The 22,756-nt window shown below is 69.2% G+C and carries 21 protein-coding genes; 8 read left to right on the top strand and 13 right to left on the bottom strand.

What is annotated here, in order from left to right; genetic code table 11:
* Positions 1-61: 61 nt before the first annotated feature.
* Positions 62-1,423: a 4-aminobutyrate--2-oxoglutarate transaminase gene (gabT, locus tag ABD648_RS17640; protein WP_282216246.1), complete on the bottom strand. Its 1,362-nt coding sequence runs from the start codon at positions 1,421-1,423 to the stop codon at positions 62-64.
* 94 nt (positions 1,424-1,517) lie between these two features.
* Between gabT and ABD648_RS17635 the strand changes: the two genes are divergently transcribed.
* Complete coding sequence (locus ABD648_RS17635) at positions 1,518-3,026, top strand: PucR family transcriptional regulator (RefSeq protein WP_282216245.1); 1,509 nt, start codon at positions 1,518-1,520, stop codon at positions 3,024-3,026.
* A 16-nt stretch (positions 3,027-3,042) separates the two neighbouring features.
* Here the strand turns inward: ABD648_RS17635 and ABD648_RS17630 are convergent, their stop codons facing one another.
* A complete protein-coding gene (locus tag ABD648_RS17630) occupies positions 3,043-4,515 on the bottom strand; it encodes a helix-turn-helix transcriptional regulator (RefSeq protein WP_282216244.1) in 1,473 nt (490 codons plus the stop codon).
* Positions 4,516-4,636: 121 nt separating this feature from the next.
* Here ABD648_RS17630 and aceA point away from each other — a divergent pair, with 121 nt between their 5' ends.
* From aceA to ABD648_RS17615, 3 genes are all read left to right on the top strand, one after another.
* Positions 4,637-5,977 carry an isocitrate lyase gene (gene aceA, locus ABD648_RS17625; RefSeq protein ID WP_282216243.1) on the top strand — a complete coding sequence of 447 codons (1,341 nt, stop codon included), beginning with the start codon at positions 4,637-4,639 and terminating at the stop codon, positions 5,975-5,977.
* A gap of 85 nt (positions 5,978-6,062) precedes the next feature.
* The gene (gene aceB / locus ABD648_RS17620) at positions 6,063-7,718 is read left to right on the top strand and encodes a malate synthase A (RefSeq protein ID WP_282216242.1); all 1,656 of its coding nucleotides are present in this window, start codon (positions 6,063-6,065) and stop codon (positions 7,716-7,718) included.
* Positions 7,719-7,837: 119 nt separating this feature from the next.
* Positions 7,838-8,272: a hypothetical protein gene (locus tag ABD648_RS17615; protein WP_282216241.1), complete on the top strand. Its 435-nt coding sequence runs from the start codon at positions 7,838-7,840 to the stop codon at positions 8,270-8,272.
* 28 nt (positions 8,273-8,300) lie between these two features.
* On the opposite strand, the gene ABD648_RS17610 is transcribed toward ABD648_RS17615, so the two are convergent.
* Positions 8,301-8,810, bottom strand: a complete 510-nt coding sequence (locus tag ABD648_RS17610; protein WP_282216240.1) for an Lrp/AsnC family transcriptional regulator — start codon at positions 8,808-8,810, stop codon at positions 8,301-8,303.
* Positions 8,811-8,921: 111 nt separating this feature from the next.
* Here ABD648_RS17610 and ald point away from each other — a divergent pair, with 111 nt between their 5' ends.
* Together ald and ABD648_RS17600 are read left to right on the top strand one after the other, a co-directional pair.
* Complete coding sequence (ald, locus tag ABD648_RS17605; RefSeq protein ID WP_282216239.1) at positions 8,922-10,016, top strand: alanine dehydrogenase; 1,095 nt, start codon at positions 8,922-8,924, stop codon at positions 10,014-10,016.
* 161 nt (positions 10,017-10,177) lie between these two features.
* Complete coding sequence (locus ABD648_RS17600; protein ID WP_282216238.1) at positions 10,178-11,377, top strand: pyridoxal phosphate-dependent aminotransferase; 1,200 nt, start codon at positions 10,178-10,180, stop codon at positions 11,375-11,377.
* Between the two features lie 42 nt (positions 11,378-11,419).
* Here ABD648_RS17600 and ABD648_RS17595 read toward each other — a convergent pair whose 3' ends face one another.
* The 8 genes from ABD648_RS17595 to ABD648_RS17560 are packed head-to-tail and all read right to left on the bottom strand — an operon-like array spanning position 11,420 to position 17,842.
* On the bottom strand, positions 11,420-11,821 hold the full coding sequence (locus ABD648_RS17595; protein WP_282216237.1) for a VOC family protein: 402 nt from the start codon (positions 11,819-11,821) through the stop codon (positions 11,420-11,422).
* A 31-nt stretch (positions 11,822-11,852) separates the two neighbouring features.
* A complete protein-coding gene (locus ABD648_RS17590) occupies positions 11,853-12,983 on the bottom strand; it encodes a UDP-N-acetylmuramate dehydrogenase (RefSeq protein WP_282216236.1) in 1,131 nt (376 codons plus the stop codon).
* Between the two features lie 14 nt (positions 12,984-12,997).
* Positions 12,998-13,396, bottom strand: coding sequence for a MaoC/PaaZ C-terminal domain-containing protein (locus tag ABD648_RS17585; protein WP_282216235.1), 399 nt, complete (start codon positions 13,394-13,396; stop codon positions 12,998-13,000).
* Positions 13,396-13,866 carry an FAS1-like dehydratase domain-containing protein gene (locus tag ABD648_RS17580; protein WP_282216234.1) on the bottom strand — a complete coding sequence of 157 codons (471 nt, stop codon included), beginning with the start codon at positions 13,864-13,866 and terminating at the stop codon, positions 13,396-13,398. The genes ABD648_RS17585 and ABD648_RS17580 overlap by 1 nt, the downstream gene beginning before the upstream one ends.
* 27 nt (positions 13,867-13,893) lie before the next feature.
* A complete protein-coding gene (locus ABD648_RS17575) occupies positions 13,894-14,691 on the bottom strand; it encodes a sulfite exporter TauE/SafE family protein (RefSeq protein ID WP_282216233.1) in 798 nt (265 codons plus the stop codon).
* Between the two features lie 37 nt (positions 14,692-14,728).
* On the bottom strand, positions 14,729-16,276 hold the full coding sequence (locus ABD648_RS17570) for a tripartite tricarboxylate transporter permease (RefSeq protein WP_282216232.1): 1,548 nt from the start codon (positions 16,274-16,276) through the stop codon (positions 14,729-14,731).
* The gene (locus ABD648_RS17565; protein ID WP_282216231.1) at positions 16,276-16,821 is read right to left on the bottom strand and encodes a tripartite tricarboxylate transporter TctB family protein; all 546 of its coding nucleotides are present in this window, start codon (positions 16,819-16,821) and stop codon (positions 16,276-16,278) included. Before ABD648_RS17565 ends, ABD648_RS17570 begins: the two co-directional genes overlap by 1 nt.
* Before the next feature lies 1 nt (position 16,822).
* Positions 16,823-17,842 carry a Bug family tripartite tricarboxylate transporter substrate binding protein gene (locus tag ABD648_RS17560; RefSeq protein ID WP_282216230.1) on the bottom strand — a complete coding sequence of 340 codons (1,020 nt, stop codon included), beginning with the start codon at positions 17,840-17,842 and terminating at the stop codon, positions 16,823-16,825.
* A gap of 163 nt (positions 17,843-18,005) precedes the next feature.
* On the opposite strand from ABD648_RS17560, the gene ABD648_RS17555 reads away from it, so the two are divergent.
* Positions 18,006-19,226 carry a PAS domain-containing protein gene (locus ABD648_RS17555; protein WP_282216229.1) on the top strand — a complete coding sequence of 407 codons (1,221 nt, stop codon included), beginning with the start codon at positions 18,006-18,008 and terminating at the stop codon, positions 19,224-19,226.
* Positions 19,227-19,330: 104 nt separating this feature from the next.
* Positions 19,331-20,905 carry an AMP-binding protein gene (locus ABD648_RS17550; RefSeq protein WP_282216228.1) on the top strand — a complete coding sequence of 525 codons (1,575 nt, stop codon included), beginning with the start codon at positions 19,331-19,333 and terminating at the stop codon, positions 20,903-20,905.
* Positions 20,906-21,055: 150 nt separating this feature from the next.
* Here ABD648_RS17550 and rplQ read toward each other — a convergent pair whose 3' ends face one another.
* Together rplQ and ABD648_RS17540 are read right to left on the bottom strand one after the other, a co-directional pair.
* The gene (rplQ, locus tag ABD648_RS17545; protein WP_282216227.1) at positions 21,056-21,592 is read right to left on the bottom strand and encodes a 50S ribosomal protein L17; all 537 of its coding nucleotides are present in this window, start codon (positions 21,590-21,592) and stop codon (positions 21,056-21,058) included.
* A 33-nt stretch (positions 21,593-21,625) separates the two neighbouring features.
* Complete coding sequence (locus ABD648_RS17540) at positions 21,626-22,615, bottom strand: DNA-directed RNA polymerase subunit alpha (protein WP_120773743.1); 990 nt, start codon at positions 22,613-22,615, stop codon at positions 21,626-21,628.
* Between the last annotated feature and the right edge of the window lie 141 nt (positions 22,616-22,756).

The following is a 22,756-nucleotide window of genomic DNA, read 5'->3' as shown; positions in this document are numbered from 1 at the left end:
GCGTGAAGTGCCGGTCGCGACCCGCAATCCCCCGATCAGGGTCGCGACCGGACGTGTGGTGTCAGGCGGCGGCGAGGGCCGCTGCGACGACGTCTAGTCCTTCGTTCAGCAGATCGTCGCCGATCGCGAGCGGAGGCAGGAACCGGATGACGTTGCCGTACGTGCCGCAGGTGAGGACGATCACGCCCTGCGCGATGCAGGCCTTCGCGACGGCGGCCGTGAGAGCCGCATCCGGAGCGTTGGTCTCGGGGTCGACGAACTCGGCCGCGATCATGGCGCCGTGACCGCGCACCTCGCCCACGCGGGCGTCGCCCTGCTGGATCGCCGTGAGGCGGTCCGTGAGGATCGTGCCGATCTCGCGGGCGCGCTCGATCACGCCGTCGTTCTCGAAGACGTCGATCGCGGCGAGCGCCGCGGCACAGGCGATCGGGTTGCCGCCGTAGGTGCCGCCGAGGCCGCCGGAGTGCGAGGCGTCCATGATCTCGGCGCGTCCGGTGACGGCGGCGAGCGGCAGACCGCCCGCGATGCCCTTGGCCGTGGTGATGAGGTCGGGCTCGATGCCGAAGATCTCGCTCGCGAACATGTGGCCCGTGCGGGCGAAGCCGGTCTGCACCTCGTCGGCGATGAAGACCACGCCGTTCGCACGGCACCAGTCGACGATGGCGGGCAGGAAGCCCTCGGCGGGAACGATGAATCCGCCCTCGCCCTGGATCGGCTCGATGATGACCGCGGCGAGGTTGTCGGCGCCGATCTGCTTCTCGAGCTGGAGGATGACGCGGGCCGCCGCCTCGGGGCCGGCGAGGCCGTCGCGGAACGGGTACGACATCGGCGCACGGTAGACCTCGGGCGCGAACGGCCCGAAGCCGCTCTTGTACGGCATCGACTTGGCGGTGAGCGCCATGGTCAGGTTCGTGCGCCCGTGGTAGCCGTGGTCGAAGGCGACGACAGCCTGGCGGCCGGTGTGCTTGCGGGCGATCTTGATCGCGTTCTCGACCGCTTCGGCGCCCGAGTTGAACAGGGCGCTCTTCTTGGCGAAGTCGCCGGGTGTGACCCGGTTCAGCGCCTCCGCCACCTCGATGTACGACTCGTAGGGCGAGATCATGAAGCACGTGTGCGTGAACTGCGCTGCCTGTGCCGCGACGGCGGCGGCGACCTTCGGGTGCGCGTTGCCGACGGTGGTCACCGCGATGCCGGAGCCGAGGTCGATGAGCGAGTTTCCGTCCGCGTCCACCACGACGCCTCCGCCGGCGGCGACGGTCGCGACGGGAACGGTGTGGCCGACACCCGCGGCGACGGCATCCGCCTTGCGCGCGAGGATCTCGGCCGAGCGCGGCCCGGGAAGCGCGGTGACGAGGCGTCGCTCCTGAGGGAGCTCGGGTCCGCCGAGGGGAACTGCAACAGCTGCGGTGTCGAGGAGTGCCATGTTCGCGAGCGTACGGCGGCCGACGACACCGTCGCACTCGCCCGCTTGTACAATCTGGAGGGACAGATCGCCGAACCGTACAACAGGAGCCACCATGGCCGCTGCCGAAGAGCCCACGCTGCGGGCCCTGCTGCGCCGTCGCGACCTCGGGCTCACCCTGGTCTCGCGCGAGGACGACCTCCCGGAGAGCGCGCTCGACCGGTCGCTGCGGTGGGTGCACAGCTCGGATCTCGAGGACCCCACGCCGTTCCTCTCCGAAGACCTGGCCCTGCTGACCACGGGCCGGCAGTTCGACGAGCAGGGCGACATCGACATGTACGTCGGGCGGCTCGCCGATCGCGGGGTGCTCGGACTCGGCTTCGGCACCGAGGTGCACCGCTCCGGCATCCCCGAGGAGCTCATCCACGCCTGCGCCGCGCGCGGGATGCCGCTGTTCGAGGTCCCGTACCGCACACCGTTCATCGCCGTCGCCCGCGCGCACTCCGAGGCCATCGCCGCACAGGCCTATGCCCGCCGATCGTGGGCACTCGACACGCAGCGCGCACTCGCCCTGGCCGCGCTCCGCCCGCACGGGCTCGACGCGACCATCGCCGAGCTCGGCCGGCGTCTCGACGTGTGGGCCGGGATGTTCGACGCCGCCGGAGCACTGCTCAGCTCGCATCCACGCGATGGGGTCGAACCGGACGTGCTCGACGACCTCGGCGAGCGCGTCATCGAGATCCTGACCCGCGGACTCGAGGCCGGCCAGTCGCTCACCATCGAGCACCGCACCTTCACGCTCTTCACCGTCGGGCGGGGCGGACACCTCCGCGGCGTCATCGCGCTCGCGGTCGACGTGCTCGACGCGGAGGCGCGCTCGGTCGTGACGTCGGTCATCGCGATGGCGGGACTGGCCATGGAGCAGAGCGAGCAGCTGGCACGGAGCCGCCGTCGGCTGCACGCCCAGCTGCTCGGCTCGCTCCTCGCCGACGATCCGGGATTGGCCAGGCGCGTCCTCGGCGGTCTCCCGCCCGCCCCGATGATCGTCGCGGTGGCGGCCGATGCGCCGGCAGGTCCCCTGACCGACTGGTGGGAACGGCACCGCTCCGAGCACGGCACACCCTTCTTCCTCGCCGAGTCCGAGGACGGCGTGACGCTCTGCCTGTCCGCGGGCGACGAGCACCTCCTCGATGAGATCGCCGTGCGTTTCGGCATCCGCGTCGGCGTCTCCGACCCGGAGGGCTACGACGCCTTCTCGCGCGCGCACGCGCAGGCGCTCACGGCGCTCCGGCAGCAGGGCGAGCGCGGCGCGGTGAGGTACGCCGACACCGTGGGCTCGAGCATCCTCACCGCTCTCGCGACCGACGAGGCGCGCCTGGTGGCGGAGTCCCGTCTGGCACCGCTGCGCGAGCACGACGCGCGGACGGGCTCCGACCTCGAGCGCTCGCTGCGCACCTGGCTGGAGCACGACGCGCGCGCGGAGTCCGCCGCCACCGCGCTCGGCGTGCATCGGCACACCCTCCGCTCCCGCATCGCGCAGGCCGGCGGGATGCTCGGGATCGACCTGTCGTCGTTCCCCGCGCGCGCCGAGCTCTGGACCCTGCTGCAGACCGCGCGGGACTGACCGCGAGCATCCGACGTCAGCGGGGCGCGTGCGCCTCGAGGAACTCGTACACGTCGGTCGTGTCGACGCCGGGGAACGAACCCGTCGGCAGCGTCGCGAGCAGCGTGCGGGGAGTCTTCACGTTCGGCCAGGAGTTCTCGCGCCAGCGCTCCTCGAGTTCGGCAGGCGCCTGCCGGCAGCACACCTCGACCGAGTGCTTCGACACACCGCGGTGGCCGGTGTCGCGCCCGACGAACCACTTCGTGTCGTCGAAGCGCACCCCAACGCTCACCGAGTGCAGACCCTCGCTCGACGCCTCGACCCTGGCCGTGCACCAGTACGTGCCGTTGCCGGTGTCGGTGTATTGGTAGTACGGGTTGAAGCGGTCGTCCTCGTCGAAGACGACGCGGCTCGTCCAGCGCCGGCAGCACATCTGCCCCTCGATCGCGCCGAGGCGGTCGGTCGGGAAGTTCACGTCGTCGTTCTCGTACGCCTTCGTGATCGTGCCCGACTCGTGCACCTTGAGGAAGTGCACGGGGATGTCGAGGTGGCGCGTCGCGAGGTTGGTGAACCGGTGCGCAGCCGTCTCGTAGGAGACGGAGTACGCGTCGCGCAGATCCTCGATCGAGATGGAGCGCCGTTCCTTGGCATCCTTCAGCGAGGGGACGACGTGCGCCTCGGGAATGAGGAGTGCGCCGGTCAGGTAGTTGGTCTCGACGCGCTGGCGGAGGAACTCCGCATAGCTGCGGGGCTCGGAGTGGCCCAGGATGCGGCTCGACAGGGCCTGCAGCACCGCGGTCCGGGCATCCCCCTTGGCGGGCACGCTGCTCGACAGGTACAGGCGTCCGTGCGCGAGGTCGGCGACGCTGCGCGTCGTCTGCGGCAGATCGGGCGCGTAATGCAGCGTGAACCCCAGGTAGGCGGCGATCTCGGATGCCGTGCGCTGGGTCAGCGGACCGCCGGGGTGGCCGACCGCCGCCAGGATCTCCGACGCCTTCGTCTCCAGGTCGGCGAAGTGGTTGTCCTGCCGTCGCATGAGGTGCCGCAGCTCGACGTTCGCCCGCCGCGCCTCCTCCGGCGTGGCCGCACGCTCGTCGCGCAGCCGATCGATCTCGCCGTGCAGGGCAAGGAGCGCTCTGAGCGCGTCCGTCGGCACCGACTTCGCGATCCGGAACGGGTCGATCCCGAGCGCCCGAAATGTCTGTCCCTTCATCGCTCGCTCCAGGGCGATCTCGATCGCGCTGCGTTCGTCGAGCGGCTCGCCCTCGAGGAGCGCATCGATCGTGACGCCGAGCGCCCGCGCGATGGCCTGCAGCTGCGTCAGCTTGGGCTCGCGCTTGCCGGTCTCGATCATCGACAGCTGACTCGGGGCGCGATCGACGGCCGCCGCGAGATCCTCGAGCGTCAGCCCCCGCGCGGTACGCAGCTGGCGGATGCGCCGACCGATCGTGAGGGCGTCGGTGTCTTCCGCGTCGGAGACCGGGGTCCCTGAGCCTGTCGAAGGGGTCATGGCCGCGATTCTGTCACAGAAACAGAATTTTCGGCATTCTTCACCCCCGGATCGGTCATCCGAGGTTCAGAACTTCACACAGAGTGGATGCCAAGCCACCCACTCTCATCGAGGAGACACCATGACGAACACCGCAGCAACCCCCGCACCTCGCCCCGCCGGACTGCGCGCCGGCGACCAGGTTCAGACGGCCGCGGAGCTCCGGGAGATCTGGGAGACCGACCCGCGCTGGGACGGCGTCGAGCGCACCTACACCGCGGAGGACGTCATCCGCATCCGCGGCTCCGTCCGCGAGGAGTCGACGCTCGCCCACCGCGGCGCCGAGAACCTGTGGAACCTCCTGCACACCGAGGACTACGTGCGAGCGCTCGGCGCCTACACCGGCGGTCAGGCCGTGCAGCAGGTCCGGGCGGGCCTCAAGGCCATCTACCTCTCGGGCTGGCAGGTCGCGGCCGACGGCAACCTCGCGGGCCAGACCTACCCCGACCAGTCGCTGTACCCGGCGAACTCGGTGCCTGCGGTCGTCCGCCGCATCAACAACGCCCTGATCCGCCAGGACCAGCTCGAGCACGCCGAGGCCCTTGCCGGCACGGGAGAGATCACCCAGGACTGGCTCGCCCCGATCGTCGCGGACGCCGAGGCCGGCTTCGGCGGTCCGCTGAACGCCTACGAGCTCGCGCAGTCGCTGATCCAGTCGGGTGCCGCCGGCATCCACTGGGAGGATCAGCTGGCGAGCGAGAAGAAGTGCGGGCACCTCGGCGGCAAGGTGCTGGTGCCCACGCAGCAGCACATCCGCACGCTGAACGCCGCGCGACTCGCTGCCGACGTCGCGGGCGTGCCCACGGTCATCATCGCCCGCACGGACGCCCTCGCCGCCGACCTGCTCACGAGCGACGTCGACGAGCGCGACCAGCAGTTCACCACCGGCGAGCGCACGACCGAGGGTTTCTACCGGATCCGCCCCGGCATCGAGTCGGTCATCAGCCGCGGACTCGCCTTCGCTCCCTACGCCGATCTGCTCTGGGTCGAGACCGGGGAACCCGACATCGAGCTCGCCCGCGAGTTCGCCGCCGCGATCCACGCGCAGTTCCCCGGGAAGCTCCTGGCCTACAACTGCTCTCCGAGCTTCAACTGGAAGCGGCACCTGTCGGACGCCGAGATCGCGACGTTCCAGCAGGACCTGGCCGACCTGGGCTACAAGTTCCAGTTCATCACCCTTGCCGGCTTCCACGCCCTGAACCACTCGATGTTCGACCTCGCCCGCGGCTACGCCGAACGCGCCATGAGCGCGTACGTCGAGCTGCAGGAGGCCGAGTTCGCCGCCGAGGCGGACGGCTACACCGCCACCAAGCACCAGCGCGAGGCGGGCACCGGCTACTTCGACGTCATCTCCACCGCGCTCAACCCCGACAGCGCGACCCTCGCCCTCGCCGGCTCCACCGAAGCCGCACAGTTCCACTGATCCGTCACGGGCCCTTCGACGGGCTCAGGGACCCATGGGTTGCTGAGCCCGTCGAGGCACCCCACCACGCAAAGGACTTCAGATCATGACCACTCCCACCGCTCCCCCGACCACGGCTCCGATCCAGACGACCCAGCAGGGTCCGGCGATCGCGATCACCGGCCCGCTGCGCGACCGCTACGACGAGATCCTCACCCCCGAGGCCGTCGCCTTCCTCACCGAACTGCATCACCGGTTCGCCTCGCGCCGCCACGACCGGCTCGCGGACCGCATGCGCCGCCGCTTCGAGATCGGCAACGGGCACGACCCCCGTTTCCGCGATGACACGGCCCACATCCGCGAGGACGCCGAGTGGCGCGTCGCCGGCGCCGGCCCCGGACTCGAGGACCGCCGCGTCGAGATCACCGGCCCGACGGACCCGAAGATGACCATCAACGCGCTGAACTCCGGCGCACGGGTCTGGCTCGCCGACCAGGAGGATGCGACCAGTCCCACCTGGAAGAACGTCATCGAGGGCCAGCTGTCCCTGCGGGACGCGATCCGCGGGGAGCTCTCCTTCACCTCCCCCGACGGCAAGGAGTACCGCGTCACCGCCGAGCACACCCCGACGATCGTGATGCGGCCGCGCGGCTGGCACCTGCCCGAGAAGCACGTGTCGTTCACCGATCGCGCAGGGCGCCGCACGGCGGCATCCGGCTCGCTCGTGGATTTCGGTCTCTACTTCCTGCACAACGCGCAAGCGCTGATCGACGGCGGCCGCGGCCCGTACTTCTACATCGCCAAGCTCGAGTCCAGCGAGGAGGCGAAGCTGTGGGACGACGTGTTCTCGTTCAGCGAGGAGTACATCGGGATCCCGCACGGCACCATCCGCGCGACCGTGCTCATCGAGACGCTGCCCGCCGCGTTCGAGATGGACGAGATCCTCTACGAGCTGCGTGATCACTGCGCCGGCCTCAACGCCGGGCGCTGGGACTACATCTTCTCGATCATCAAGAACTACCGCGGCCGCGGGGCGCGCTTCGTGCTCCCCGACCGCAGCGAGGTCACGATGACGGTGCCGTTCATGCGGGCGTACACCGAGCTGCTCGTGCAGACCTGCCACAAGCGGGGCGCGTTCGCGATCGGAGGCATGAGCGCCTTCATCCCGAACCGTCGTGACCCCGAGGTGACCGCGCGAGCGATCGAGAAGGTGTCCGCCGACAAGAAGCGCGAGGCCGGCGACGGCTTCGACGGCACCTGGGTCGCCCACCCCGACCTGATCCCGACGGCCCAGGCGGAGTTCGACGCCGTGCTCGGCGATCGCCCGAACCAGGTCGACCGTCAGCGTGACGACGTGCACGTCGAGGCGCGCGACCTGCTCGATCTCCGCATCGGCAGCGCGGTCACCGACCGCGGCGTGCGCGACAACGTGTCGGTGGCCATCCGCTACCTCGAGGCGTGGTTGCGCGGCCTCGGAGCCGTCGCCATCGACAACCTGATGGAGGATGCCGCGACGGCCGAGATCAGCCGGTCGCAGGTGTGGCAGTGGATCCATCAGGACCGCGTCACGCAGGAAGGCACGCCGATCACGGCCGAGTACGTCGAGGGGCTGATCACCCAGGTCATCGCGTCGGCGACCCGGAGCGCCGGCGACCGATTCGACGATGCCGCCGAGATCTTCCGCGAGGTGGCCCTGCAGGAGGAGTTCCCCACGTTCCTCACGCTCGGCGCCTACAGCCGCTTCCTCGTCGACGAGGACTGAGCGGACGGACGAGGCCCTCGGATGCGCGGTTCGGCATCCGAGGGCCTCTCTGCACGCGGGGACGATTCCGTCCATCCGGCGTCGGCCCGCGACCCGATCGCCCGGCGTAGCCTGGATCCATGGCCGACGTGTGGACCGACATCTCCTCCGAGTTCCTGCATCTGTACCCGAGTGGGCGACGGCTTCTCGCCGTGGCGGGAGCGGATGCCGAGCGTTCACGCCGCAGCGCCGACGAGCTCGCCGCGGCGCTGCGCGCGGCAGGACTCGAGGTCGAGCGGAGGCATTCCGCCGACGGCGATGAGCAGGTCCTCCGCACTGATGTGATCGCGCCGTTCCGCGCGAGCTCCGCGAGCGACAGTGTGCTCGTCGTCTCTGGTCCGTCCACGCTGCTGAGCGAGACGGCCCGCGGCATGTGGCACTACGTCGTCTGGCAGCTCGCGGGCGATGAAGCGCCGCACACGGTCGCCGCCGCGATCGTCGATGTCACCGATCCCGCGAACCCGAAGCGACGCTTCGCCGACTACTGCGCCCTTCCGGCGTCCTTCGGCGCATGAGCGGGAAGCCCGACCCGCGCTGATCCACTCACGCGAACGAGGCGGCCACCGAGTTGCGGTGATAGTCGAACACGATGCTCGTCCGCGTGGACGCGACGCTGCTCTGCGCCGACAGATGCTCGAGCACGAACTCGCGCATCTCGGACGAGTCGGCGACAGCGATGTGCAGGAGGAAGTCGTCGTCCCCGCCGAGGAAGAAGACCTGGATCACCTGCGGCAGCACTCGCACGCGTTCGGCGAACTCGACGATGCTCTCGCGCCGTCCGCTCGGGCGCAGCGTCACGCCGATGATCGCCTGGAGTCCGGCCCCCAGCATCCGCTCGTCCACGCTGGCGTGGAATCCGGTGATGACCCCGCGCTCGACGAGGGCGCGCAGTCGCGCGTGCGCCGTCGAGGGGGCGACCCCGAGGTGACCGGCGAGCTCGGCGTTGGTCATCCGCCCGTCTTCGGCCAGCAGCTGCACGATCCTCGCATCCGTCGGGTCCAGGGCGGGTGCCCGAAGAGTGTTCGGCTGAGGACCCTGTGATGTCGTCTCCATGTGAACGATTATTCAGGATCTCCGCCGTGATCGAATCATCTTCAGGGAATCTGTTGCCTGGTCGACGTTTCTGCGATTCTGTATGCACGCAAACCTAGTCCTGGAGGATCGATGAAGATCGGCGTGCCCACCGAGGTCAAGAACAACGAGAACCGCGTCGCGCTCACCCCCGCGGGTGCCGACCGTCTCGTCCACGAGGGCCACCGCGTGCTCGTGCAGTCCGGCGCGGGCGTCGGCTCACGCATCGACGACGACGCCTACCGGGCTGTCGGCGCCGAGATCGTCGCGACCGCAGCCGAGGCATGGGGCGAGGCGGATCTGCTGATCAAGGTCAAGGAGCCGATCGCGCAGGAGTACGGGTTCCTCCGCCCCGACCTCACCCTCTTCACCTACCTGCACCTCGCCGCGGACCGCGCACTGACGACCGCCCTGGTCGATGCCGGCACGACGGCCGTCGCCTACGAGACCGTGCAGCTGCCGGACCGCAGCCTGCCCCTTCTCGTGCCGATGAGCGAGATCGCCGGGCGGCTCTCCGTCACGATGGGCTCGTACTCGCTGCTGCGCTCGAACGGCGGCCGCGGCATGCTGCTCGGCGGCATCGCCGGCACTCCGCGCGCCAAGACCGTCGTGATCGGCGGCGGCGTCGCCGGGGAGCACGCCGCAGCGAACGCCCTGGGCCTCGGCTCGAAGGTCACCGTGATCGACATCTCGCTGCCTCGACTGCGCGAGCTCGAGCACCGCTACGGAGGCGCGCTCGAGACACGCGCGTCGAGCCGCTACGACATCGCCGAGGAGCTCGCGACGGCCGACCTCGTGATCGGCTCGGTGCTGATCCCCGGCGCGGCGGCCCCGAAGCTCGTCACCGACGACATGGTCGCCGGCATGAAGCCGGGCGCCGTGCTCGTCGACATCGCGATCGACCAGGGCGGATGCTTCGAGGGCTCGCGGCCGACCACGCACGACGACCCGACCTTCGCCGTTCACGACGCGATCTACTACTGCGTCGCGAACATGCCCGGCGCCGTCCCCGAGACGGCCACCCGCGCGCTGACCAACGCGACGCTCCCCTACGTCTCGGCCATCGCCGGCAAGGGCTGGGAGCGCGCGGCATCCGAAGATCCGTCCCTCGCGAAGGGTCTGAACGTGCAGGGCGGACGCATCACGCTCGACGCCGTCGCCCAGGCCCACGGCTTCGCGACCGCCTGAGCGCGCTCGCCGTCGACGTGAGGGGTCAAGAGACGCCGCCTCGCCCCCTCGGGACACGGCGCTTCTTGACCCCTCACACACCCGTGCTTCCGTAAAGAACCCAGATTCTTGATGGCGACGCGCCCGGCATCCGGCGGGCCCACCCGAGTACGCTCGTAGTCGTGACCGAACGCGCTCCTCTCTCCCGCAAGCTGTCCGCCATCGCCGAGTCGGCGACCCTCAAGGTCGACGCGAAGGCGAAGGCCCTCAAGGCCGAAGGCAAGGACGTCATCTCCTATGCCGCCGGCGAGCCGGACTTCGCGACGCCGCAGTTCATCGTGGATGCCGCGGCGGAGGCCCTCGCCGACCCGGCGAACTACCGGTACACCCCGGCGCCCGGCCTGCCGGCACTGCGGGAGGCGATCGCTGCGAAGACCCTCCGCGACTCGGGCCTCGAGGTCTCCCCCAGCCAGGTCATCGTGACCAACGGCGGCAAGCAGTCGGTCTACCAGGCGTTCCAGACCGTCGTGAACCCGGGCGACGAGGTGCTGCTGCCCGCCCCGTACTGGACCACGTACCCCGAGGCTATCCGTCTGGCCGACGGCACTCCCGTCGAGGTCTTCGCCGGAGCCGACCAGGATTACAAGGTGACCGTCGAGCAGCTCGAGGCCGCGCGCACCGAGCGCACCACGGTGCTCGTCTTCGTCTCGCCGTCGAACCCGACCGGATCGGTGTACACCGCCGAGGAGACCCGCGCCATCGGCGAGTGGGCGCTCGAGCACGGCATCTGGGTCATCACCGACGAGATCTACCAGAACCTCACCTACGAGGGCGTGAAGGCGACGTCGATCGTGGCAGCCGTCCCCGAGGTCGCCGGCCAGACCATCCTCGTCAACGGCGTCGCGAAGACGTACGCCATGACCGGCTGGCGGGTCGGCTGGATGGTGGGTCCTGCCGACGCCATCAAGATCGCCGGCAACCTGCAGTCGCACCTGTCGAGCAACGTGAACAACGTCGCCCAGAAGGCCGCGATCGCCGCTCTCAACGGCCCGCAGACCGAGGCCGAGAAGATGCGCGAGGCGTTCGATCGACGCCGCAAGCTCATCGTCTCCGAGCTCTCCAAGATCGACGGCCTCGTCGTGCCGAACCCGCTCGGCGCCTTCTATGTCTACCCCGACGTGCAGGGCCTGCTCGGCCGCACCTGGGGCGGCGTCACGCCGACCACCTCGCTGGAGCTCGCCGACCTCATCCTCGAGCAGGCCGAGGTCGCCGTCGTCCCGGGCGAGGCCTTCGGCCCGAGCGGCTACCTGCGCCTGTCGTACGCCCTCGGCGACGACCAGCTCCTCGAGGGCGTCCAGCGCCTGCAGCGTCTGTTCGCCTGACCGGACCCGTTCGCCTGACCGGTTCGGCCTCCCGGCCGCCGGTCAGGACTCGGGCTGGTATCCGATGAGCCAGCGGATGCCGTACCGGTCGACGAGCGTGCCGTCCCAGTCGCCCCACGGACGGCGCTGGAGCGGGTCGATGACCCTCCCGCCCACGGAGAGGTCAGCGAACCACCCGGTGAGCGTCGACGCGTCCGCGGTGCCGAGCAGGGAGAAGAACATCCCGCCCATCTGCACCGCATCGGCGTCGATGCCGGCATCCGCGCCCGACAGATCCACGACACCCTCGAGCATGGCGTGCGCGATCGCGTCGGACGGGCCGTCGTGCCGATCGAACTGCGCGTAGTCGAACATCCGCAGCTCGCCGCCGAACACCGACTGGTAGTGCCGCATCGCCTCAGCGGCGTTTCCGGGGAACAACAGGTACGGGGTCAATCCGCTCATGCCGCGAGTGTAGCCGCGGCGGCGGACGCTGTTAAAGCTCGACGCCGACGAGCACGGGCTCCGGCTGCAGCACGAGACCGAACTCGGCATGCACCCTGCTCTGGATGAACCGTGCCAGCTCCGCGACCTCACCCGCCGTCGCGCCTCCACGGTTTGTCAGCGCGAGCGCATGCTTGGTCGACACGGACGCGCGCGACCTCGGCAGCTTGAAGCCCTTGCGGATGCCGGCCTGCTCGATGAGCCAGGCGGCGCTCACCTTGACGTCCGGAGCCTCCGTCTTCGTCTGCGGCACGAGGCCGTCGTAGGAGGCGAGCGGGATCACGGTCACCGCGTCGAGGTCGGGCGCAACGGGCCAGCGCGGGCATTCCGGCGGCAGCGCCCTGGCCACGGACTCCGGCACGATCGCGTTCTGGAAGAACGATCCGACGCCGTGGGTGTCGGGATCCGCGTCGTCGAGCAGCATCCCCTTCGATGCGCGCGTGGCGAGGATGCGCTCGCGCACCCAGCCGAGCGGCACGGGGGCATCGTCGTGGAGAGCGAGCGCACGGCGCAGCTGTTCGCCGCGGACGATGCGCTCTCCCGCGACGAGGAGGTCGACGGTCACCGACAGGATGACAGCACGCCGCAGGGGCTCCCCGCCGTAGTGGTGCTTGAGGACCGAGGTGCGGAACCCCAGGCCCAGCTCGGACGCCGGCACCGTCGAGATCTCGCCGGTCGCCTCGTCGATGAGTTCGACCTCGACGAGCGTCTCCTGGATCTCCTGACCGTAGGCGCCGATGTTCTGCACCGGTGCGGCACCGACCGTCCCCGGGATGCCGCTCATGGCCTCGAGCCCCGCGTACCCGTGCTCGACGGCGTAGGCGACGAAGGCGTCCCACCCGTGGCCGGCCTGCGCCCGGAGGCGCACGCGACCGGCGTGGGGGGACGGCAGCTCCTCGATGCCCTCGGTGCGCACGCGGATCACGGTCCCCTCGAAGGGCTCGTCCCCGACGAAGAGGTTGGATCCGCCGCCGAGCACGAACCACGGTTCCCGGCCGGACCACGTGTCGCGCAGAACGTCGACGAGCTCCGCGGTCGTCGACGCCTCACGCATCCGCTCCGGCGCGGCACCCGTGCGCAGCGTCGTCAGCTGCGCGAGCGGGATCGACTCGATGTCGTGCACCTCGGACGCCCCCATCAGACGGCGACGCGCAGCTGCGCCTTGACCAGCACGGTCGCCTCGTCGAAGGTGACCTTCAGGTCGATGCGCGCAGCGGTCTCGTCGACCACGCCGACCGTGGCGCTGACATGCAGGTCGGCACCGGTCTCGGGGTCGACGACGACGGGCTTGGTGAAGCGCACGCCGTAGTCCAGGATCTTCGTTCCCGGCTCGAGAGCGGCGACGACGACCGACGACGCGATGCCCATCGTGAGCATGCCGTGGGCGAGCACGCCGGGGAGCCCGACGGATGCCGCGACGTCATCGCGGTAGTGGATGGGGTTGAAGTCTCCGGATGCTCCGGCGTAGCGCACCAGCGACTCGCGGGTCAGGTGCACGGTGCGCTCGGCGATCACGTCTCCGACGGTGTAGCCCATCAGGCGGCCTCTCCCTTGTCGGCGTCGTCTTCCGCACCGACGAGCAGCACGCTGGTGGCGGTCACGACATGCGCGCCACTCGCGTCCGTGATCTCCGCCTCGCTCGTGATCATGGCGTTGCCGCCCATCATCCGGATGCCCGTGACACGGAGCGTTCCGGTGAGCTCATCGCCCGCGACGATCGGTCGGGTGTAGGCGAAGCGCTGCTCCGCGTGGATCGTGCGCGCCAGCACGATGCCGGAGTCCGGCAGCGCCAGCAGCTGCTGGAGCGTGTGGTCCTGGATGACGATCGCGAACGTCGGCGGCGCCACCACGTCCTCGAAGCCCAGGGCGCGCGCGGCCTCGACGTCGGTGTGCTGCGGAGCATCGGCGAAGACGGCGCGCGCGAACTCGCGCACCTTCTCGCGTCCGACGAGGTACGGGGCCGTCGGCGGGAGCTCCCGGCCGACCAGATCTTGGTTCACTGCCACCCCTCGATCCTACCGAGGCCGCGGGAGTCAGTCCTTCTTCCGCCCCCGGATCGCCTTCATCGCCATCTGCACCGCGATCACGACGAGGTATGCCGCGAACAGCATGTTTCCGGCGAACGGGTCGATCAGTGTGGCGAGCCAGGCGCCCAGCGCCGTCGTCGTGCACGCCGAGACGCCGACGATGGCGGCGGCCACGAGATCGACGTTGCGATTGCGGATGTTGCCGATCGTCCCCGAGATGGCGGTCGGGATCATCATGAGCAGCGAGGTGCCCTTGGCGACGAGATCGCTCGTGCCGAAGGCCAGCATGAGGACCGGCACGACGATCACCCCGCCGCCGACGCCGATCAGGCCGGCCAGGATGCCGGTGACGACGCCCACCGCGACGAGGGCGAGACCGGTGAGCAGCTGCAGGTCGAAAGCCGCCTCGCGGGAGGGGACCACCAGGAACAGACTCACGATCACGATCACGAGGAAACCGACGAAGAACCACCGGAGCGTCGTCTGCGAGATCTTCGGGAGCAGACGCGTGCCGATCTGCGCACCCACGACCGAGCCCGCCGCGAGGATGAGGGCCGGGACCCATGCGACCGAGCCGTGGATCGCGTAGGACACCACACCCACGGTGGCCGTCGGCACGATGGCGGCGAGCGAGGTGCCCGCACCGAGCCGCTGATTGAAATGCAGGAAGAGGACCAGCAGCGGGACGATGACCGTGCCGCCCCCGACCCCGAAGAGTCCGGACAGGAGACCCGCGAGCAGGCCGATCCCGACGAACGCGGCGTAGGCACGAGGCCCTCGGTTCAGGGTCTCTGCATCGCTCACCGGATCAGCCTACTCCCGGGCTCTCCTGCGCCCGACCTCAGACCTCCGAGTCGGTCCTGATCGGCACGGCGATAGAGGCGGTCAGCGCCTGCTCGTACCGGCGCTGACGCCGACGCAGCCACAGCCCACCGGCGACGAGGAGCGCCAGCACGATGTAGGCCGTCGCGGCGAACGGCTGAACGAACAGGGTCGTCAGGTCGCCCTGGCTCAACTGCAGCGCCTTGCGGAGGTACTCCTCCCCCATCGGCCCCAGGATCATGCCGACCACGAGCGGAGCCACCGGATAGCCGTACCGTCGCATGAAGTAGCCGAGCACGCCGATGATCGCCAGGATCAGGATGTCGACGACCGCGAAGTTCAGCGCGTAGGCGCCGAAGGCCGCGAACAGCAGGATGCCCGCATACAGGTAGGGCCTCGGGATCTGCAGCAGCTTCACCCACATGCCGACGAGCGGCAGGTTGAGGATGATGAGGATGACGTTGCCGACGTACAGGCTCGCCACCAGCGCCCACACGAGCGCCGGCTGGTTCTGGAACAGCTGCGGTCCCGGCTGCAGTCCGTAGGCCTGGAAGGCGACGAGGATGATCGCCGCCGTCGCGGTCGTGGGCAGACCGAGCGTGAGCAGCGGGACGAGCACACCCGCCGCCGCCGCGTTGTTCGCGGACTCGGGGCCGGCGACCCCCTCGATGGCTCCGCGGCCGAACTCGCCCTTGTGCCGCGAGAGCTTGCGCTCGGTGGCGTACGACAGGAACGTCGCGACGTCGGCACCACCCGCGGGGATCGTGCCGATCGGGAAGCCGATCGCCGTGCCGCGCAGCCAGGGCTTCCACGAGCGCTTCCAATCGCTCTTGGTCATCCAGCTGCGCCATCCGCGGGTGACCGGGATGACGTCGATGCCGCCGTGGCGCAGACGAGCCGCGATGTACAGCGTCTCGCCCACGGCGAAGAGTCCGACCGCGACGAGCACGATGTCGATCCCGTCCGACAGCGGAAGCAGCCCCAGCGTGTAGCGCTGCTGCGCCGTGAGGGTGTCGGTGCCGACGAGTCCGAGGAACAGTCCGACGCCGAGCGACAGCATCCCGCGCGGGACGGAGCTGCCGATCAGCGCCCCGACCGTGATGAACGCGATCACGATGAGCGCCACGTAGTCGGCCGGGCCGAGGTTCACCGCGAACTGTGCCAGCACGGGTGCGAGCAGGGTGAGCCCGACGGTGGCGATGGTGCCGGCGACGAACGAGCCGATCGCGGCCGTGGCGAGAGCGGCGGCCCCGCGCCCCATCTTCGCCATCTTGTTGCCCTCGATGGCCGTGACGATGGATGCCGATTCACCCGGAGTGTTCAGCAGGATGCTGGTGGTGGAGCCGCCGTACATCCCGCCGTAGTAGATGCCGGCGAAGGTGATCAGCGCAGCGGTGGGGTCGAGCGTGTAGGTGAGCGGCAGCAGGAGCGCGACGGTCATCGCCGGCCCGATGCCGGGAAGCACGCCGACCGCCGTTCCCACCAGCACGCCGAAGAAGGCGAACACGAGGTACTGCGGCTGCAGCGCCGTCGCGAAGCCTTCGAGAAGCAGGGTCCAGCTGTCCATCAGAACACCTCTCCGAGCCATCCGAGAGCCGGTCCCCAGGGCAGCGACAGCCCCATCAGGCCCCCGAAGACCACCTGGATCACCAGACTGACGACGAGCCCGATGACGAAGGCCAGCCACCAGCGCGTGGCGCCGAGCGCCCACGCGACCACGCCGAAGAGCACGGTGGCCGCCGGCGCCCAGCCGATGATGTCGATCAGCAGCAGGTGGGCGACCACGGCTCCGACGATCTTCGCGATCGTGAGCCAATCGGTCTTGGCGTCGGGGTCGATGTCCTCGCCCTCCTCGACCTCCGCGCGCTTTCCGCGGAGCACGTTGACCAGAACGGCCACGGCCGAGCCCAGCAGGATGATCGAGACGAAGAGCGGGAAGATCGTCGGCCCGGCTTTCACTCCGACCGGGACGTGGATCGTGAAGACGCCCACCAGCGCGAAGACGCCGAGGGCGAGCATGAGGAGAGCGAAGACGAGTTCACCGAGGGGAACCCGCGGGGCGGGCCGAGTCGCCTCGGCCCGCCCGCTCACCCCGAGGATCGGGGTTTCCATGTCAGATCAATCCGATGTTCTTGAGCGTGCCGGTCACATCGGTGATGTTCTCCGTCAGGAAGCTGTCGAACTCGTCGCCGGTCAGGAAGGCATCCGCCCAGCCCTTGGTCTCGAGCTCGTCCTTCCAGGCGCCGGATTCGTGCATCTCGGTGACGATGCGCTCCAGCTCGGCGCGCTCCGCGTCGGAGATTCCACCGGGCGCGATCACGCCGCGCCAGTTGGTGAGCTCGACGTCGTACCCCTCGTCGGTGATGGTCGGCACGTCGGGGAGCGATGCGACCGGCTCGGCGCCCGAGACCGCCAGCGCCCGCATCGAGCCGTCCTCGATGTACTGGAGGAACTCGCCGACACCGGAGATGCCTGCGGCGACCTTGTTGCCGACGAGGAGCGAGACGGCCTCGCCACCACCGGAGTTCGGCGTGTAGTTGAGCTTCTCGGGGATCTCCTCCGCGTCCAGTCCGGCGGCTTCGAGGAGGAGGCCGGCGAGGATGTGATCGGCGCCACCCGCCGAGCCGCCGGTCACCGTCACCTCCTGCCCCTTCTCGACGATGTCCTCGACGAGATCCTCGAGGGTCTCGTACTTCGAGCTCTCCGGCACCACGATGACGAGCGACTCGTCCGTGAGCCGGGCGATCGGGGTCGTGTCCTCGAGTCGCACCGTCGACGCGTTCGTCTCGATCGCACCGACCATCACCAGACCCATGACCATGAGGGTCGCCGGGTCCTTCTCGTTCGCGAGCTGAGCGAGGCCGACGGTACCGCCCGCGCCTCCGACGTTCGAGACCGGGGCGGACCCGACGATCTCGTCGGCGGCCAGAACCTGCGACATCGCGCGACCGGTCTGATCCCAGCCGCCACCGGGGTCGGCCGGGACGATGATCTTGACATCCTCGATGGCCGCGGCCTCGTCGCCTCCCCCACCTCCGCCGCCGGATCCCGTGCTTCCGCCGGCGCATGCCGTCAATGCCAGTGCTGCGGCCGCGAAGACGGCTGTCGCCGCCACCAGACGTGTGTGCTTCATGTGCGCTCCTCCTTGAGCGTCGGTGTTGCTGTCGGTTCACTCTGGAGGGGGGAGGGCGGGTGCTCAAGCTTCGGAAACCATTGGTCGGAGTTCTGAAACTATTGTTCGCGAACGCCGGAGCAGACCCCTCGCCGTCGGTCGCAGGAGCGACGAGAATGATCGGGTGGCCTCGAAGATGACGCTCCGAGTGCAGCTCCTCGTCCTGCAGGCGCTGATCGTGTTCCTGGTGACGCTTGCGACCGGCATCGTCGCGGGTGCCCTGCAGGAGCAGGCGCTGCGCGAGTCGTACAAGGACCGCATGCAGGCCGTCGCCCAGTCGATCGCCTCGCTCCCCACGGTGCGCGAAGCGTTCGACGATGCAGACCCGTCGGCGACCATCCAGCCGATCGCCGAGGTGATCCGCGAAGCGTCGGACCTCGCCTACGTGGTGGTGGCGAACGCCGACGGCATCCGCTATTCCCACCCGAACCCCTATCGGATCGGCGAGAAGGTCTCGACGGATCCGTCCATCCCGCTCGCGGGTGAGATCTACGTCGGCACCCAGACCGGCACGCTCGGAACATCCTGGCGCGTGAAGGTGCCGATCTTCGCGGATGACGGGACGGTCATCGGCACGGCATCCGTCGGGATTCTCGAGTCGGAGCTGAACGACGAGTTCATGCGGAACCTCGCCTGGCTGATCTCGGCGATGCTCGCCGCCGCCGTCCTCGGGGTCTTCGGCTCGGCCTGGGTGACCTCGGTGATCCGTCGACGCATCTACCTGCTCGAACCGGATCAGATCGCGGCCCTCGTGAAGAATCAGGAGACCACGCTGCACGGTCTGAGCGAGGGGGTGATCACGGTGAACGCGGCCGGTCGGATCACGCTCGTGAACGATGCCGCTGCCCGCTTCCTCGACAGGGATGCCGCGGAGCTCGACGGCGCGGATGCCGCATCCGTCCTCGGCGAAGACCTCCACACGGTGCTCCGTGAGGGCGAGGACGCCGGGCGCCCGGTGATCGTCGGCTCGCACGTGCTCGTCGCTCGCAGCACCGGGAGCAGGCACGACGGTGTCGATGTCGAGGCCACTCTCCTGCTGCGCGATCACACCGAGCTGCATGACGTGGTCCGACGTGTGGAGGCGGCGGATGCCATCATCGCGTTCCGCCAGCGCTTCGGGCTGCCGAAGGGGCTCAGCGCGGAGACCCTCGATCGCGTCGCGTCCGCGCTCGCCACCCGTCCCGACGCGTCGGCGACCGAGATCGGCGCCGACGTGCAGATCTCACGGGTGAGCGCCCGTCGATACCTCGAGCACCTGGCGAGTTCGGGGCGGGCGATCCGCACGCTCGACTACTCGACGAAGGGCCGCCCGGGTACGCGCTACCGCGCCAACGACACCGTCTGAGGTTCCGCCTTCCCCGCTCCACACCCTGGTACGCAGTGCCGTGGTGTGCGAAACTGCATCTCAGCGCGCGCCGCCGCCGCGCCACCCGGATCGAAGGAGATCTCATGGTTCGCAGCACCTACCCCGACGTGGAGATCCAGGCGGTCTCCGTGTACGACTACCTGTTCGGCGATCTCGACGAGAGCCGCCTCGACGCCACCGCGCTCATCGACGGGACGAGCGGGGCGGAGACCACCTATCGACAGCTGATCGCCCAGATCGACCTGTTCGCCGGCGCTCTCGCGGCGCGGGGCGTCGGCGTCGGCACCCGCGTCGGCGTGCTGTGCCCGAACATCCCGGCGTTCGCGACCGTCTTCCACGGCATCCTCCGAGCGGGCGCGACCGCGACGACGGTCAACTCGCTCTACACGGCCGACGAGATCGCGAACCAGCTCACCGACGCCGAAGCCGAATGGCTGATCACCGTGTCGCCGCTGCTCGCCGGCGCGGAAGCCGCCGCAGCGAAGGTCGGGATCGACGCCGACCACCTCATCGTGCTCGACGGAGCTGAAGGGCATCCCTCGCTCCGCGATCTCCTCGGCGAAGGCCGCACCGCCCCGGAGGTGTCCTTCGACCCGGCCGAGCACCTCGCGGTGCTCCCCTACTCCTCCGGCACCACCGGTCGCCCCAAGGGCGTGATGCTCACACACCGGAACCTCGTCGCGAACGTGAGCCAGTGCCGCTCGACGATCTCCCTGGCCGACGGCGATCGCGTCCTCGCGGTGCTCCCGTTCTTCCACATCTACGGGATGACGGTGCTGCTGAACTTCGCCCTGCGGCAGCGCGCCGCCCTCGTGACGATGCCGAAGTTCGATCTGACCGAGTTCCTTCGCGTCGTCGCCGAGCACCGCACGACCTGGGTGTTCATCGCCCCGCCGATCGCGGTCGCCCTGGCGAAGCATCCGCTGATCGATCAGTACGACCTCTCCTCCATCACCGTGATCTTCTCGGGGGCCGCTCCCCTCGACGGGGCGCTCGCATCAGCCGTGGCGACGCGGCTCGACTGCACGGTGTGCCAGGGATACGGCATGACCGAGACCAGTCCGGTCACCCACGCCATCCCCGCCGCCCGCGACGACGTCGACCGGTCCTCCGTCGGAATGCTGATCAGCAATACCGAGGCACGACTGATCGACCCCGAGACCGGAGCGGACGTCACCGTGCCCGGCGACGGGGCGAGCGAACCGGGCGAGCTGCTGATCCGCGGCCCGCAGGTGATGAAGGGCTATCTCAACCGACCGGATGCCACGGCCGAGATGCTCGACGCCGACGGCTGGCTGCACACGGGAGATGTCGCGACCGTCACCCACGACGGCATCTTCCGGATCGTCGACCGCCTCAAGGAGCTCATCAAGTACAAGGGCTACCAGGTGGCGCCCGCCGTGCTGGAGGCTGTGCTGCTGGAGCATCCGTCCATCGCCGACGCGGCGGTCATCGGCGCGCAGGACGAGGATGGCCAGGAGGTCCCGAAGGCGTTCGTCGTGCGGCAGGCGGATGCCGATCTCGACGCGGATGCCGTCATGGCGCATGTCGCCGCCCATGTCGCTCCCCACGAGAAGGTGCGTCAGGTGGAGTTCATCGACGCCATCCCGAAGTCGGCCTCCGGCAAGATCCTCCGCAAGGACCTCCGCGCGCGCTGACCCGCGGGACTCCTGCGGCCATTCCGAACTTCTGCGGCCACATCTCGCGAATCGGGCCGCAGAAGCTCCCCGTGGCCGGAGAACCTGGCCCAGGAAACGACGAAGCCCGCCACCCCGGAAGGGGCGGCGGGCTTCGTTCGTGAGAGGTGCTTACTTCTCGACAGCGTCCTCGGCGGCAGCCTCGGCTGCTTCGCCCTCGGCCTGCGACTCGGCACCGGCGTCGGCGGCGGGAGCCTCCTCGACGGGAGCCTCCTCGGCGACCTCGGCGGGCTTCTCTGCCTTCGAAGCGGCCGCAGCCGTCTTCTTGGCGGACTTCGGCTTCGGGTTGACCGGCTCGAGGACGAGCTCGATCACGGCCATCGGAGCGTTGTCGCCCTTGCGGTTGCCGACCTTCGTGATGCGGGTGTAGCCGCCCTCACGGTCAGCGACCAGCGGTGCGATCTCGGCGAAGAGCGTGTGCACGACGCTCTTGTCGCCGATGACCGACAGCACGCGACGACGCGCGTGCAGGTCGCCGCGCTTCGCGAACGTGATCAGACGCTCGGCGAGCGGACGAAGGCGCTTGGCCTTGGTCTCGGTCGTCTTGATCGACTTGTGGGTGAACAGAGCCGCCGCGAGGTTGGCAAGCAGCAGGCGCTCGTGGGCGGGGCCGCCTCCGAGGCGGGGACCCTTAGTGGGCTTGGGCATAATCGTCTAACTCCTGGTCAGAAAGGTCGGGTATCAGAAGGACTCGTCTTCGCTGCCGCCGTAGAAGTGGGCGCCGTCGAAACCGGGCACCGAATCCTTGAGCGACAGACCGAGCGAGATGAGCTTGTCGCGCACCTCGTCGACCGACTTCTGGCCGAAATTGCGGATGTTCATGAGCTGCGTCTCCGAGAGGGCGACGAGTTCAGAAACAGTGTTGATGCCCTCACGCTTCAGGCAGTTGTACGAGCGGACCGACAGGTCGAGATCCTCGATCGGCATCGACAGCTCGCTGGAGTTCACTGCCTCCACCGGCGCCGGGCCGATCTCGATGCCCTCAGCCTCGACGTTCAGCTCGCGAGCGAGACCGAACAGCTCGGTGAGCGTCTTCGCAGCCGAAGCGACAGCGTCGCGGGGGCTGATCGACGACTTGGTCTCGACGTCCAGGACGAGCTTGTCGAAGTCGGTGCGCTCACCGGCACGAGTCGCCTCGACGCGGTAGCTGACCTTGAGGACCGGCGAGTAGATCGAGTCGATCGGGATCTGACCGGCCTCGGCGTACTCGTTGCGGTTCTGCGTCGCGGAGACGTAGCCGCGGCCGCGCTCGATGGTGAGCTCGAGCTCGAACTTCGCCGTCTCGTTGAGCGTCGCGATGACGAGCTCGGGGTTCTGGACCTCGACACCGGCCGGAGCCGAGATGTCAGCGGCGGTCACTTCGCCCGAACCGGTCTTGCGCAGGTACGCCGTGATGGGCTCGTCGCGCTCCGAGGAGACGACCAGCTGCTTGATGTTGAGGATGATCTCGGTGACATCCTCCTTCACGCCGGGGATGGTGCTGAACTCGTGCAGCACGCCGTCGAGACGAACGCTGGTGACAGCGGCGCCGGGGATCGACGACAGCAGGCTGCGACGCAGCGCGTTGCCGATCGTGTATCCGAAGCCGGGCTCCAGAGGCTCGATGATGAACCGGCTACGGTTCTCGACGATCTTTTCCTCGGTCAGTGTGGGACGCTGTGCAATGAGCACTCTGTGTTCCTTTCGATCACATGCCCGCTATATGACATGTGGTGTGGTGAGGTCTTCAATTGTGGAAGTCGATGCCCGCACGCGGGCGTCGAGTCGCTCGACCGACAGGACTCTCGGAGCCTGTCGAAGGGCGAGCGACTC

The organism is Microbacterium luteolum, assembly GCF_039533965.1.
Lineage (GTDB): Bacteria > Actinomycetota > Actinomycetes > Actinomycetales > Microbacteriaceae > Microbacterium > Microbacterium luteolum.
Note: the sequence above shows the minus strand (reverse complement) of the source record. Positions and strands in the feature narration are given on the sequence as shown.

Bases quoted from the DNA above. Each gene is read 5' to 3' on its own strand.
- ABD648_RS17595 (WP_282216237.1), bottom strand. From the start codon at position 11,821: ATGAGCGGATTGACCCCGTACCTGTTGTTCCCCGGAAACGCCGCTGAG.
- ABD648_RS17565 (WP_282216231.1), bottom strand. From the start codon at position 16,821: ATGGAAACCCCGATCCTCGGGGTGAGCGGGCGGGCCGAGGCGACTCGG.
- ABD648_RS17615 (WP_282216241.1), top strand. From the start codon at position 7,838: ATGGCCGACGTGTGGACCGACATCTCCTCCGAGTTCCTGCATCTGTAC.
- ABD648_RS17630 (WP_282216244.1), bottom strand. From the start codon at position 4,515: ATGACCCCTTCGACAGGCTCAGGGACCCCGGTCTCCGACGCGGAAGAC.
- ABD648_RS17550 (WP_282216228.1), top strand. From the start codon at position 19,331: ATGGTTCGCAGCACCTACCCCGACGTGGAGATCCAGGCGGTCTCCGTG.
- aceB (WP_282216242.1), top strand. From the start codon at position 6,063: ATGACCACTCCCACCGCTCCCCCGACCACGGCTCCGATCCAGACGACC.
- gabT (WP_282216246.1), bottom strand. From the start codon at position 1,423: ATGGCACTCCTCGACACCGCAGCTGTTGCAGTTCCCCTCGGCGGACCC.
- ald (WP_282216239.1), top strand. From the start codon at position 8,922: ATGAAGATCGGCGTGCCCACCGAGGTCAAGAACAACGAGAACCGCGTC.
- ABD648_RS17610 (WP_282216240.1), bottom strand. From the start codon at position 8,810: ATGGAGACGACATCACAGGGTCCTCAGCCGAACACTCTTCGGGCACCC.
- ABD648_RS17560 (WP_282216230.1), bottom strand. From the start codon at position 17,842: ATGAAGCACACACGTCTGGTGGCGGCGACAGCCGTCTTCGCGGCCGCA.
- ABD648_RS17635 (WP_282216245.1), top strand. From the start codon at position 1,518: ATGGCCGCTGCCGAAGAGCCCACGCTGCGGGCCCTGCTGCGCCGTCGC.
- rplQ (WP_282216227.1), bottom strand. From the start codon at position 21,592: ATGCCCAAGCCCACTAAGGGTCCCCGCCTCGGAGGCGGCCCCGCCCAC.
- ABD648_RS17570 (WP_282216232.1), bottom strand. From the start codon at position 16,276: ATGGACAGCTGGACCCTGCTTCTCGAAGGCTTCGCGACGGCGCTGCAG.
- aceA (WP_282216243.1), top strand. From the start codon at position 4,637: ATGACGAACACCGCAGCAACCCCCGCACCTCGCCCCGCCGGACTGCGC.
- ABD648_RS17585 (WP_282216235.1), bottom strand. From the start codon at position 13,396: ATGGGCTACACCGTCGGAGACGTGATCGCCGAGCGCACCGTGCACCTG.